Genomic DNA, 12,914 nt, shown 5'->3' with positions numbered 1-12,914 from the left:
ATGAAGGTAGTATTGTTATGCGGTGGCCGTGGAGTTATTGATTCCGATACAAGGCTAAGGATACCAAAATGTTTGATAAAAATAGGCAACAGACCCTTAATATGGCATGTAATGAAGCTGTTTGCCAGCTTTGGCCATACAGAGTTTATTTTGTCGTTAGGTTTTGGTGGAGATCAGATACGCAATTACTTTCTCAACGCGTTTGAATATTTGCACGATGTTGAAGTAAGCATTAAAAACAGGGAAGTATCGGTTTTAAATAAAATACCCGAAGAAGATTGGACCATTAAACTGCTTGATACGGGCTTAACTGCACACACTGGAGCACGTGTTGCAAGGTGCCAGCGATACTTAAATTACGAACCGTTTTTTATCTCCTATTCAGACATACTGTCTGACGTTAACATCAATATGTTACTTAAAGAGCATAATGAGCATGATAAATTATTTACCATTACCGGCGTAAATACACCATCAAGGTTTGGCACGTTTTATTTTGAGGGCAATAGTATTGTTAATTACAACCCACAGGCTAAATTGGACATGGGATCTGCAAAAATAAATGGTGGTTTTATGGTTGCTAAGTACGATATATTTAAAATCTTATCGCCGGTAAACGAATGTGACCTTGAGACTGAAACATTTGACAAATTGTTAAGCCAAGATCAAATGCACATGTATAAGCATGATGGATTTTGGCAAAATGTTGATACAGAGCGCGACGTGATTTACTTGCAGCATCAATACGATTTAAATAAACGCCCCTGGTTAGGGATAAATTAAAAGAAATGAAAAAAAGAGCGGTTATTGTTGTAGGGCCAGCAGTTGAGGATACAGAATATGCATATCCTTATTATAGGCTACAGGAAGATGGATTTATTGTTGATACAGCCACCAACGGGATGGTTGATGTTATGGCTAAACACGGTTTGCCAATTAAAGCTAATGCTGATATATTGAAACTTAATACAGCAGATTATGATATGCTGATTGTGCCCGGTGGTTTAGAATCTCCGGATAGGTTGCGCCAAATACCCGAATTATTGAAATTTATACAAGATATGAACACTGAAGGTAAAGTTATTGCTTCGGTTTGCCATGGCCCATGGGTACTTATATCTGCGCAAATAGTTAAAGGGAAAGACATGACAATTTATAAAGGTTGTAAAGATGACCTGATAAATGCAGGTGCAAACTATCATGATGTAGCAGTAATGAGCGATGGCAATATTGTTACTGCGCCACATTTCAGAGATAATGCTATTTGGGTTAAAACTACACTTGATAGCTATTATAAAATAAATTCATAAAATGATCCATAAAGTCTACCCTTCTTTAAATGATTTCGAAAACTTATCGAGGTTAAAGGTAGAATCATCTGATTATGCTAATGATTACGATTATAGTAATATAGTTGTAAATAAACCATGGGGGTATGAATACCTATGGTTTCAAAACGAAATTGTAGCAATATGGTTCCTTTATATTAAAAAAGACTTTGAAACTTCGCTTCATTGCCATGAAAGAAAGCGGACTTCGTTAATAGTTTTAGATGGAGAGGCTGTGTGTACCACGCTCGACGATAAATATTGGATGAAAAAGTTGGATAGCGTTGTTCTAGAATCGTGTGTATTCCATTCATCCCGCTCAGTATCAGACGGCGGCGCATTTATTATGGAAATAGAGACCCCGCCAATGAAAGGCGACCTTGTAAGAATGAACGATGCATACGGCAGGCAAAATACGGGGTACGAAAAAACTAAAGAATACTCAGACAATTTTGACGCATACGAATTTTTTCCGTTTTTAGATAAGCACTATACCGGCTGGGAGTTTCGGAATATGCAAATAAAACTAAGCAAAAATAGGCCCATGTGCGATGACTGGACAGTAATGATCGTGCCTATTTCTGGCCTCATAAAGCAAGATAACCAAGTTGTGATAGAATCGGGTGAAGCAAAGCCAGTTGATGCATCCCATTTAAACATTAATGATGATAGTTATCAATTTTTGATATTTAATAAACTTAATTAAGAATTTAATAATGGTCAATTACTTTATAGATCATAATGAAGCCGTTGATTGGGCAGTAAAGCTATTTGTAGCCCGAGGGCTTGAGTTAAACGATGCGCAAACGCTTGCAACATCGTTAACTACAACATCGCTCTGGGGGACAGACTCGCACGGGATAGCGCGCATAACGCATTATCTAAGCAGGTTTAGTACAGGTTCAATTAAAGTTAAACCTCAAATTACTTTTAACAAAACAGCAGTGGCAACTGGTATAGTTGATGGTGACGATGGTCATGGTATAATTATACTCCATGAAGCTGCCAAGCAAGCAATTGCTTTAGCAAAAGAAGCCGGTGCCGGTGTTGTTGGTGTTAAAAATTCATCACACTGTGGTGCTATAGGCTTATACACAAGGCAAATTGCAGCGGCTGGAATGGTTGGTATCGCTTTTACGCATTCAGACTCTTTTGTGGTTCCTCACGGAGGTAAAAAACCCTTCTTTGGCACCAACCCAATTTCTATCGCTTTCCCTGTAACTGATGCCGAAAAGCCAATTTGTTTAGATATGGCAACTAGCATCATTCCGTGGAATTATATTATGAATGCCAAACGAGAAAATGGTATAGTACCTAAAGGTTACGGTGTAGATAACGAAGGCAATGATTGCGTGACAGCTAATGATATTATCGCAGTTAAACCTACTGCGTTACACAAAGGCTATGCAATGGCATTTTTAATTGATATGCTATGCGGGCCGCTAAATGGTATGGGTTTTGGCCCTGAGTTAACACCGATGTATGACGATTTGGATAAGGCGCGTAAGTTAGGGTCATTGGTTATCGCTATCGACCCCGAAAAATTTGGCGGACTTGAGTATGTAAAAGCAGTAGGCACAAGAGCCATTGAAACTGTGAAACAATACGGAGATAACATACTGTTCCCCGGCGAGCCGGAGTACCTTAGTAAGGCAAACAGATTGGCCAATGGCATACCGGTTACCGAAGCCCTTGCTGCTGAGTTTGCAAAATGGTCAAAAAATCTTTCGGTAGTTCCTCCAACATATAAGTAGTTAATAGATGATAAAGGCAGTGATTTTTGATTTTGACGGCGTTATTGGCGATACAATGTTTGATAATTGTATGGCTTGGCAAAGTGCGTTTGCCACGTATGATATTAAAATAGAGCCGGTAGACTACTATTTGCTTGAAGGAATGGGTAGGTTTCAGATAGCTAATTTTTTTATCGCAAAGTATAATCTTGATAGAAACCTTGCACAAAATATAGTTTCGCTTAAAGAAGATTATTATCATCAGCACAACAAATTTACGCTGTTTCCCGAAATTGCTGAAATAATGGAGTTGCTAACATCGCGTAATATTAAAAAGGCGATAGTTACGGGCGCTTCAGACCAACGCTTAAAAAAGACTTTAGATCCTGCAATTATGGATCAGCTATCAGCAGTAATAACGGCAGACGATGTGATAAATGGCAAACCCGACCCCGAACCCTACCTTAAGGCAGTAAAAAAACTTGGTTTACTTGCTGATGAATGTTTGATTATAGAGAATGCTAAACTAGGTATACAATCTGCTAAAGGGGCACTGTGTCCTTGCTTTGCAATTGAAACCACTCTAGATGAAAGTTATTTACGAGAAGCCGATGAGGTATTCGCCAATCATGTTATTTTGTTGGCTAAATTGAAACAGATATTTGGTAGTTATCCTAAAAATTAATAATAACAATAATTATATAGTTGAGCAATGCAGTTAAAAAACATTACAAGCCCTGAACTCGAAAAAAGCCTTCGAGAAATTGCAAGGCAAAAAACAACTCAAATCATTACTCCTGGAAAAAACTACATTCCTGTAACAGGTAAGGTTTTGGACGAAGATGATATACTTCTTGGGGTTGATGCTGCATTAGATGGCTGGTTAACAGCCGGTAGATTTGCTAATGATTTTGAATATGATTTTGCCAAATATTTTGGAGCTCAAAAAGCGTTGCTGGTTAATTCCGGCTCATCTGCAAACCTGGTAGCCTTTTATTCATTAACCTCTCCAAAGCTTGGAGAGCGTGCTATTAAAATAGGGGATGAGGTAATTACCGTTGCTGCAGGTTTTCCTACTACCGTTAATCCAATGATACAGTTTGGTGCCATACCGGTTTTTGTTGATGTTGATATAGCTACCCATAATGTTAAAGCAGAGGATATAGAAGCAGCTGTATCGCCCAAAACAAAAGCAATTATGATTGCCCACTCTTTAGGTAATCCGTTTGATCTGGACGAGGTAATGCGTATTGCAAAAAAATATAACTTATGGGTTGTTGAAGATGATTGCGACTCATTAGGAGCTACCTATAGAGGTAAAAAAACCGGCACCTATGGGGATATAGCTACTTTTTCATTTTACCCGGCCCATCATATTACCATGGGCGAAGGCGGAGCCGTTATCATTAATAATCCTGAACTTTCAAAAATAGCAGAAAGTTTTAGAGACTGGGGACGTGATTGTTATTGTGAACCAGGAAAAGATAATACCTGTGGTTGTAGGTTTGCCCAACAGTTAGGCACACTGCCTTATGGGTATGACCATAAATACACTTATTCACATATCGGTTTTAACTTGAAGGTTACAGATATGCAAGCTGCATTTGGTGTATCGCAACTTAAAAAGCTGGATCATTTCGTACAACGACGGCGCGAAAACTTTGCCGCACTATATGAACGTATGAAAGAATTGGAAGAGATATTTATTTTGCCCGAAGCTACTCCCAACAGCGAGCCTTCATGGTTTGGCTTTTTACTTACATTGCGTGAGGGTAACGCAGCCGACAGACACATGCTAGTTCAACATTTAGAAGAAAAAAAAATAGGTACACGCCTATTATTTGGAGGCAATCTGTTAAGACAACCTGCTTATGCTAATATAAATTACAGACAAATAGGTGATTTAGTTAATACCGATACTATTATGAATCAATCTTTTTGGTTAGGAGTTTGGCCCGGATTAAATGAAAGTCACTACAATTACATATTGGATGTGATTAAAGATTATATAAAATAATAAAAAGCTCTTAAAATGGCTTTAAATTAGTGTTTTTATATTTTATAGATAACTTATTATTAGTAATATTTACAAAAAATGAATATTTACTAATTCTTAAAGAAATGGAATGCGATGGCTATTTGTTAAAATATAAAAAGAACACATCTATTAAATACAATGTTGAAAAAAAATAAATATGTTAAAAAATATGAAATTAGGTGAATTAAGGACCCTTTATTCAAAAGGTGAAATCAGTAAAGCAGCGTTTATTGATGAGATGCATAACCTGCACATGTTATTATTTGATTATGCAACATTTTTAAAGGAATCGGATATTTCAAAAATTACTATAGAAGACGATCAATTAATAATAACATCCCGAAAAACAAATTACAACAAGGGAGGTATAAGTTTTTATTGCGATATAGTAGATAAAAGAATAGCTCCTATTGAAACCTTTAATTTTGGTACATACGAATCAGTAGACTCTGATATGCTTTATAGAATAATTGAAAAAGACTATACAGTTTTTGATATTGGAGGTAATATTGGCTGGTATGCTAACCATATTGCTTCTTTATTGGAAGATGGAAAGATATATGCATTTGAACCTATTCCTGAAACACATCAAAAACTGCTGAATAATGTTAAACTAAATGGTTACAAAAACATTGTGGTTGAAAATTTCGCCTTTTCCGATAAACAGGATAAAATCACATTCTTTTATTCACCTGCTATACCTGGTGCGGCATCATCAAAAAACATTACTGAAAATACAAATATGCAGCAGTTGGAATGTTTTACTGATACTGTAGATAATTATACTTCAACTAATAATATAAAAAAAATTGATTTTATTAAGTGTGATGTTGAAGGTGCAGAATTTATGGTATTTAAAGGTGCAAAGAATACCATTGCGGCACATCACCCAATTGTTTTTTCAGAGATGTTACGCAAATGGTCAGCTAAATTTAATTACCACCCAAATGATATTATCAACTTTTTTAGAGAGTTAGGATATAACTGTTACATAGCCAACGATAAGGGTTTAGTTCTTTTTAGTGAGGTAGATGAAAATACCACCCAAACAAATTTCTTTTTTTTACATTCGGTAACTCATAAAGAAAAGATAACGCAAATATTATCACATTAGTGATTCGGTAGGTGTGAGCACGACAATATAAGCAGAAAAGTGGTAATAGTTAAAAAAGTATTCAGTCAACTAGGTATTGATAGTGCTATCGCTTTTACAATATTAACCCGGATTATACAAGCTTTTGGTGGAATAATTTCAATAGTTTTTATTGCTAAGTTTTTATCACCCGATGAACAGGGATATTATTATACTTTTGCAAGCATCTTAGCTATACAAATATTTTTTGAGTTAGGGTTAAGTGGTATAATAACTCAATATGCAGCTTATGAGTTTGCTTATTTGAAATGGGACGATGATTTTAAATTAACAGGTGAAGAGTATTATAAATCCAGGTTATCTTCATTACTTATATTTTGTGTAAAATGGTTTGCAATAATTGCTTTTATTTTATTTTTTGTGCTTTTAATAGCAGGATTTTATTTTTTTTCAAAATTTAATAAAGGCTTAAATATTGAATGGCAAAAGCCTTGGATAATTCTTTGTATAGCAACATCATTAAATTTGTTCATTGATCCATTACTGGCTTTTTTTGATGGATTAGGGCATGTAAAAGACATGTCAAAAGTAAGGTTAGTTCAAAAATCTGTGAATATTGGTTTATTATTTATTTTTTTTGCTTGTGGATTTAAATTATACTCAAGTGCTTTAGCGTCACTCATAGCAATAAGTGTTAATTATGTTCAAATAGTATTTTCTAACAAGATTAAAATTTTAAGAGTAATATGGCTAGCTAAAGCTGAGTGGATAATTAATTATTACCGTGAAATTTTTCCTTTCCAGTGGCGTATTGCTTTAAGTTGGATAAGCGGTTATTTTATATTTCAATTATTTAATCCGGTTTTGTTTGCTACAGAAGGCCCGGCTATAGCGGGCCAAATGGGAATGACTATAGCAACGCTTACAGGTATAGCTTCTATATCAATGAGTTGGATAGTTACAAAAGTGCCTTTTTTATCTATGTTAATTTCAAAGCGGGAGTTTACCACATTGGATACTAATTTCAAAAAAATATTCATTCAATCATTAGGAATCAACATTATCATCACATGCATTTTCTTTGCATTAGTTCAAATTGCCAAAACTTTAAATTGGGGACTAACAAGCCGTTTTTTAACAACTATACCACTTTTGTGTATGTGCTTAGCCAGCATAGCTAATCAGGTAGCTTTTGCTTTTGCAACCTATTTGCGATGCCATAAAAAGGAACCTATGTTGGTGCAATCTATTGCTATGGGTTCATTGATTTGTGTTTCTACTATAGTTTTGGGCAAAAGATATGGTTTAATAGGTATGACAACAGGTTATTTTTTCCTAACATGTATAGTTGGTTTATCTTGGACTGTTTATACTTTTATTAATAAAAGGAGAGCATGGCACAATGCATAAATTTCTATTAACCATAGCAATTCCTACTTATAACAGAAGTGGCTTTTTAAAACGCAATCTGGAATATTTATATCTTCAAAAAGAAAGTTTAGATGATGTTGAGTTAATAGTGTCTGATAATGCCTCGACAGATAATACAAATGACATTGTTGATGTTTATATTTCTTTAGGATTAAAAATAGAATACATTAGAAATGCAGAAAATAGGGGTGCAGATTTTAATGTAGCCCAATGTTATTTGAAAGCTCAAGGTAGATATGTATTGGCCTTGGGGGATGATGATTTTTTAATAAATGGCTCTATAGCCATATTATTAAAAGTACTAAGTAAAGAAAACTATGGTGTGGTTTTTTTTAATAACGATAAACTCAAAAACACAACAATTTTAAATTATAATAAACTGAATTATACAGAATACACCGATCCAATTAAGTACATTAAAAAAGTGAATTTGTATATCACTTTTATTTCTGGTAATATTATTAATAGGCAATACTTAAATGAAAGTAAATTGTTAAAATATCAGGGATCGAATCTTAATCATGTATCTCATATATTAGATATAGTATTAAAATCTTCTAAAAATCTATATATACACGATATATTGCTAACAGCAGAGCCCGATAATACAGGTGGGTATAATCTGGTAGAAATTTTTGGAGAAAATTTTAATTTGATTATAAGTGAATTAGATCATAATAAAACGGATGTTGGTATTATTAAAAAAATAATCAATAATAGCTTATTGGTTGAGTTTTTCCCAATAGTTATATTAAAACTTAAATTGAATAAAAATCATACTTTTGTTGATGCTAACCCCGTATTATCATTAAAGCCCCTTTTTAAAGGTTACTTTAATTTTTGGCTGTGCTGTTATCCACTATTTGTACTACCAAATAAACCCGCTATTGTATATAGTTATTTTATAAAAATTTATGCAAAGATAAGGCGAATAATAAGTTAGCTATATATCGAAAGAATAATTCAACACAGAATAAACCTATGAGATGAAAGAAATTTTTAAGAAATTTTTAAGAAATTTTGGGCATATTTTATCTTATCTGTTCCCATATAAATTATATGCCGAATATGCCAAAATTAGAAAATTTATATTTAGCGGGTATATTAAAGGACAATTTAAAAGTGTTGGTAAAAATTTTACGGTTGGTTTCCCACTATATATGCAAGGTGGTAATTATATAGTAATAGGTGATAATTTTACTGCTTTTTCAAGATTTTGGATAGATGCATATGATAGTTACGAGGGAAAAATACATCAGCCGCAATTGGTTATCGGCAATAATGTAAGCTTTAATTTTGATTGTCATATTGGATGTATTAACAAAGTAATTATAGGTAATGATATTTTAGTTGCAAGTAAGGTTTATATAACCGATCATTTTCATGGGGATATAGAAAGAAACTTAACCCCGCCAACAAAAAGACCTCTTGTTTCCAAAGGCCCTGTGATAATCGAAGATAATGTTTGGATTGGAGAGGCTGTAGTTATTATGCCTAATGTTACTATTGGAAAGAACTCAATAATCGGGGCAAATTCAGTAGTAACTAAGTCTTTTCCACAAAACTCACTCATCGCAGGGGTACCTGCAAAATTAATTAGAACTTTATAAAATGAACGCCGCCTTTACTATTGTAGCAAAAAACTATTTTTCAGTAGCACTTACATTAGCTGATTCTATAAAAAAAAACCATCCTGGGATTGACTTTTATATTCTTTTAGCTGATGAGACCAATGATAAAATAGATTTTGAAGGTGAGAATCACTTATTAGTGTTTACACGGGATATAAATATTCCATTATATAATAATTTGGCATTTAAGTATAATATCACTGAATTTTGTACTGCTGTAAAACCATTTTTTTTTGATTATTTGTTCAAATTAAAGAACTACGAAAAAATAATATACTTTGATCCGGATATATATGTTTACAGCAGTTTAAATAGTATTTATAACGCGTTAAATAACAGCACTGCTTTAATAACACCTCATTTTATAACACCTCAAATAAATTATACCGGAAACGCCCCAGAGACAGCAATTCTATTTGCTGGAATTTATAACCTGGGCTTTATTGCATTAAAGAATTGTGATGAAGGTTTGTTAATAATTGAATGGTGGAAAGAGCGGCTGTATGACCTATGTTATGCCGACAAATTTGAAGCACTGCATGTTGATCAAAAATGGGTTGATTTTTTGCCGGCACTTTATAAAGGGGTAGCTGTTTCAAGATATTTAGGTTATAATATTGCTTATTGGAACATACATGAACGGCAATTTGTAAAGACTGGAAACGAAAGTTATAAGGTTATAAATCGAATAACCATGGACGAAGGAGATCCGTTAGTGTTTGTCCATTTTTCAGGATTAAATCCTTTAGATATATATAATAATAAACAGTGCCCAACAATTATAATGAGCAATTATCCCGATTGGGAAGTATTGATCAAAGAATACGCACAAAGAGTTATTGAAAATGATTTTAGCAGATATTTGAGCTATAGTTACGCATATGCTGAATTTGAAAATGGTGATAAAATAACCCAGTTTCATCGCAGATTGTTCAGAAGAATTACTGATGAAAACATTAAGAGTTTTGATGATCCATTTGCAGTGGGCGAAAATTCATTTTTTGAATTGATAAGAAAAAATAAATTATTGATTAAAAAAAGTAGTAATGCCGATAAACTTAATGAGCGTAATTTTGAAGGATTTGATAATAAAATAAAAAAGTTAAATGCAATTATGCGCTATATTAAAAGAATATTAGGGTTTGAAAAATACACACTTCTTTTAAAATTTTGTCAACGATATTTTAGACCTGAAAATCAAACCTTTTTAATAAAGGAATTAGCAAATCAAATCAAGTTTAAAAATGAGAATATTAATACTTAAAAGATACCACTGTTAATAAAAACTGATTATATATAACATATAATTTTTATATTTAAAATTTACATCATTACCCAAGACATCGTTTAAAATGATAAAAGAAATAACCCATGATTATTCAACCGGGGTGTCAAATGAACTAATTGCTACAACAAAACAAGAAAGTGATTATCTTAATAAAGTTGAATCATCCCATTCTCCGGATGAATATGTTGATATGAAACACGCGCCAAGTTGTGGTTCAAGTCAATTTTCTCAGTTATTAAAGCAATTACCCAAAACGCCTCTTAAAATATTAGATGTGGGTGTAGGGGGCGGGCAAAGTACAATATATCTTGCATCACTTGGGCACAATGTTTCATGTATAGAGCCGTCTGCTACATTTTGTAATGTTATTGAAACAGCGGCTAAAAAATTTCTATTAAATATAAATATATATAGAGGAGTAGCTGAAGACATGATCAATATTGAAGACGGTGATTTTGATATTATCTTCTTTAACGCAAGTTTTCATCATGTAGATGAACCTTTACAATGTTTAGCTAATGCATATACTCTTTTAAAAGATGGAGGGTACATAATGCTTGCTTCAGAAAGCTTTTTAAGGTTTTATAATAGTAAAAAGCACTGGCAATATTTATTGGAAAACTATCCCGATAGAATTGGCCATTACGGCGGAAATGAACACGTTTATTATAACTGGGAATATTGTGATTTTTTAAAGAAAAGCAATTTTAAGAACGTAAGATGTGAGCCAACTGCTTTTATGTACTCACCTGTTGAACATATTGAAAATATACTCAATGTAGGAGTTGTAAGAGGACAATTTGCTATTTTAAGTAGATTTTTATTTTACATGACAACAGCATTTTTATTTAGAAACCGGACAGTTTTTAATTTTTTTAGCAAAATTTCTTTAGTTGGATGTAATTTTGTAGCAAATAAATAATTTATTCTTTCTCAAGATGTCGAATTTTGAGTTAAATGAACAATCCATCTACTCCATTTTTTATTATTTTAGCTGCTATAAACTAAATGATATCACTTCTAAAAAAATGGCCAGTAAAACCAATATTTGCCACAGCTATACTATTTTTTATAGGCTTTCAACAATTTCCAATTATAAGAATAGGTGGGAGTTTTAAAGTTTATGAACTACTTGCCATTATTATCTTACTTACAGATATCATATCAATCAAAAAATTAAAATTTGCAAATTCTGCTTCAATAGCTGCTTTTCTTTTTTTCGTTGTTTCACCCCTAATTAGTTATTTATATTCAAATATATTTTTAGGATACCCTAATGGATTTTTCTTAAGATATGAAGATGCTAATTCCTTTAAATTTAATTATTATGTTTTTCCATTGCTACAGGTAATTTATATGTTTTTTAACTTTTCGACATTTAATGTAATAGCTATTTCATCATTTATTTATTTAAGGTTTAATATTATTTTAAAAACTATAGTTGTAGTGGGTACTTGCATAGCTATTTACTCATTGATGGCAATGTTCACTGTTGATATTATAGCCTTATTACCACAGTATATTCAATATAAACAACCATATGATTTCCGTAGTTCCGGACTTTCACAAGAACCAAGTTTTTATGTTTTATACCAAAGCTGGATATGTTTAATTACCTGGTATTCAAAAAAAATATTCAAAAAAAGATATTGGTATATTTTATTAATTATTAATGTTGCTTCTTTGTTACTAACATTTTCCACAACCTTAGTTAGTTTTTTTTTAATTTTAATATTAAATTTATTAATTTTTAAAAGTAGTACTAAACGTAAATCGATAGTTTTATCATTATTATTAATATTAGTATTGTTTGGTTATTATATAATTGATCATTTTGGATTATACCCTCAATTTGAATATGCATTTGTATCTAAGTTAATGAACTTTTTTACTGCCCCTGAACACACTTTAGACAGCGGAAGCTTTAGAAGTTACACTTCGGGTATTGGCATCAGAATATTTAAAGATCATTGGTTAACTGGCGTTGGTGTTGGTAATAGCATGTATTATATGTATCTATATGAATTCAAAATGGGAATTGTTGAATTTGGACAGCCACTTACCGCCGGCACATTCCCCCAAAATCTCTTTTCAATAGTATTAAGTGAACAGGGAATTATCGGAGGATTGTCACTGCTTTATTTTTTATTCTGTTCTTTTAAAATAATTTGGATTAACAGAAACAAAAGTCAGTATAATAAAATGTTTATGAGTGGTATTTTATTTAATATTGCTGTTATGTTTAGTATTGCACCTGCTTATTCGTTGTTCTTGTGGGTGTTTATTGCCTTAGGATTAAATTATACCAAATATTTCAATTCATTAAATACGAAGCCAAAGCAAGTGGTAAGTTGATTTAATCAGATGATAGG

13 protein-coding genes are annotated in these 12,914 nt (G+C 32.6%); all 13 read left to right on the top strand.

Annotated elements, in window-relative coordinates; all coding sequences use genetic code 11:
• The 13 genes from JWR23_RS11665 to JWR23_RS11605 all read left to right on the top strand — a co-directional run bounded on the left by JWR23_RS11665 (position 1) and on the right by JWR23_RS11605 (position 12,897).
• On the top strand, positions 1 to 783 hold the full coding sequence (locus JWR23_RS11665; RefSeq protein ID WP_299516261.1) for a hypothetical protein: 783 nt from the start codon (positions 1 to 3) through the stop codon (positions 781 to 783).
• A 5-nt stretch (positions 784 to 788) separates the two neighbouring features.
• Complete coding sequence (locus tag JWR23_RS11660; protein ID WP_299516259.1) at positions 789 to 1,310, top strand: DJ-1/PfpI/YhbO family deglycase/protease; 522 nt, start codon at positions 789 to 791, stop codon at positions 1,308 to 1,310.
• 1 nt (position 1,311) lies between these two features.
• A complete protein-coding gene (locus JWR23_RS11655; RefSeq protein WP_299516257.1) occupies positions 1,312 to 2,034 on the top strand; it encodes a hypothetical protein in 723 nt (240 codons plus the stop codon).
• A gap of 10 nt (positions 2,035 to 2,044) precedes the next feature.
• Positions 2,045 to 3,082 (top strand): Ldh family oxidoreductase, encoded by a 1,038-nt coding sequence (locus JWR23_RS11650; protein ID WP_299516255.1) that lies wholly within the window; start codon positions 2,045 to 2,047, stop codon positions 3,080 to 3,082.
• Positions 3,083 to 3,101: 19 nt separating this feature from the next.
• Entirely contained in the window at positions 3,102 to 3,746 is a 645-nt protein-coding gene (locus tag JWR23_RS11645) for an HAD family phosphatase (protein ID WP_299516253.1), read from the top strand.
• Between the two features lie 27 nt (positions 3,747 to 3,773).
• The gene (rfbH, locus tag JWR23_RS11640; RefSeq protein WP_299516251.1) at positions 3,774 to 5,078 is read left to right on the top strand and encodes a lipopolysaccharide biosynthesis protein RfbH; all 1,305 of its coding nucleotides are present in this window, start codon (positions 3,774 to 3,776) and stop codon (positions 5,076 to 5,078) included.
• A gap of 190 nt (positions 5,079 to 5,268) precedes the next feature.
• Entirely contained in the window at positions 5,269 to 6,213 is a 945-nt protein-coding gene (locus JWR23_RS11635) for an FkbM family methyltransferase (RefSeq protein WP_299516250.1), read from the top strand.
• 39 nt (positions 6,214 to 6,252) lie between these two features.
• A complete protein-coding gene (locus tag JWR23_RS11630) occupies positions 6,253 to 7,602 on the top strand; it encodes a hypothetical protein (protein ID WP_299516249.1) in 1,350 nt (449 codons plus the stop codon).
• Entirely contained in the window at positions 7,595 to 8,566 is a 972-nt protein-coding gene (locus JWR23_RS11625) for a glycosyltransferase family 2 protein (protein ID WP_299516247.1), read from the top strand. Before JWR23_RS11630 ends, JWR23_RS11625 begins: the two co-directional genes overlap by 8 nt.
• A 43-nt stretch (positions 8,567 to 8,609) precedes the next feature.
• A complete protein-coding gene (locus tag JWR23_RS11620; protein ID WP_299516245.1) occupies positions 8,610 to 9,233 on the top strand; it encodes a DapH/DapD/GlmU-related protein in 624 nt (207 codons plus the stop codon).
• A 1-nt stretch (position 9,234) separates the two neighbouring features.
• A complete protein-coding gene (locus JWR23_RS11615) occupies positions 9,235 to 10,518 on the top strand; it encodes a hypothetical protein (protein ID WP_299516243.1) in 1,284 nt (427 codons plus the stop codon).
• 88 nt (positions 10,519 to 10,606) lie between these two features.
• On the top strand, positions 10,607 to 11,464 hold the full coding sequence (locus JWR23_RS11610; protein ID WP_299516241.1) for a bifunctional 2-polyprenyl-6-hydroxyphenol methylase/3-demethylubiquinol 3-O-methyltransferase UbiG: 858 nt from the start codon (positions 10,607 to 10,609) through the stop codon (positions 11,462 to 11,464).
• 86 nt (positions 11,465 to 11,550) lie between these two features.
• Positions 11,551 to 12,897 (top strand): O-antigen ligase, encoded by a 1,347-nt coding sequence (locus tag JWR23_RS11605; protein WP_299516239.1) that lies wholly within the window; start codon positions 11,551 to 11,553, stop codon positions 12,895 to 12,897.
• Positions 12,898 to 12,914: the final 17 nt, after the last annotated feature.

Origin of the sequence: Mucilaginibacter sp., from assembly GCF_028288205.1 — a bacterium.
GTDB lineage: Bacteria > Bacteroidota > Bacteroidia > Sphingobacteriales > Sphingobacteriaceae > Mucilaginibacter.
The sequence above is the reverse complement of the archived record's forward strand: the minus strand, read 5'-3'. Positions and strand labels throughout refer to the sequence as shown.

What these genes read in the sequence shown, in the direction of transcription:
- JWR23_RS11665 (WP_299516261.1), top strand. Translation starts at nt 1, where the DNA reads ATGAAGGTAGTATTGTTATGCGGTGGCCGTGGAGTTATTGATTCCGAT.
- JWR23_RS11660 (WP_299516259.1), top strand. Translation starts at nt 789, where the DNA reads ATGAAAAAAAGAGCGGTTATTGTTGTAGGGCCAGCAGTTGAGGATACA.
- JWR23_RS11655 (WP_299516257.1), top strand. Translation starts at nt 1,312, where the DNA reads ATGATCCATAAAGTCTACCCTTCTTTAAATGATTTCGAAAACTTATCG.
- JWR23_RS11650 (WP_299516255.1), top strand. Translation starts at nt 2,045, where the DNA reads ATGGTCAATTACTTTATAGATCATAATGAAGCCGTTGATTGGGCAGTA.
- rfbH (WP_299516251.1), top strand. Translation starts at nt 3,774, where the DNA reads ATGCAGTTAAAAAACATTACAAGCCCTGAACTCGAAAAAAGCCTTCGA.
- JWR23_RS11635 (WP_299516250.1), top strand. Translation starts at nt 5,269, where the DNA reads ATGAAATTAGGTGAATTAAGGACCCTTTATTCAAAAGGTGAAATCAGT.
- JWR23_RS11625 (WP_299516247.1), top strand. Translation starts at nt 7,595, where the DNA reads ATGCATAAATTTCTATTAACCATAGCAATTCCTACTTATAACAGAAGT.
- JWR23_RS11620 (WP_299516245.1), top strand. Translation starts at nt 8,610, where the DNA reads ATGAAAGAAATTTTTAAGAAATTTTTAAGAAATTTTGGGCATATTTTA.
- JWR23_RS11615 (WP_299516243.1), top strand. Translation starts at nt 9,235, where the DNA reads ATGAACGCCGCCTTTACTATTGTAGCAAAAAACTATTTTTCAGTAGCA.
- JWR23_RS11610 (WP_299516241.1), top strand. Translation starts at nt 10,607, where the DNA reads ATGATAAAAGAAATAACCCATGATTATTCAACCGGGGTGTCAAATGAA.
- JWR23_RS11605 (WP_299516239.1), top strand. Translation starts at nt 11,551, where the DNA reads ATGATATCACTTCTAAAAAAATGGCCAGTAAAACCAATATTTGCCACA.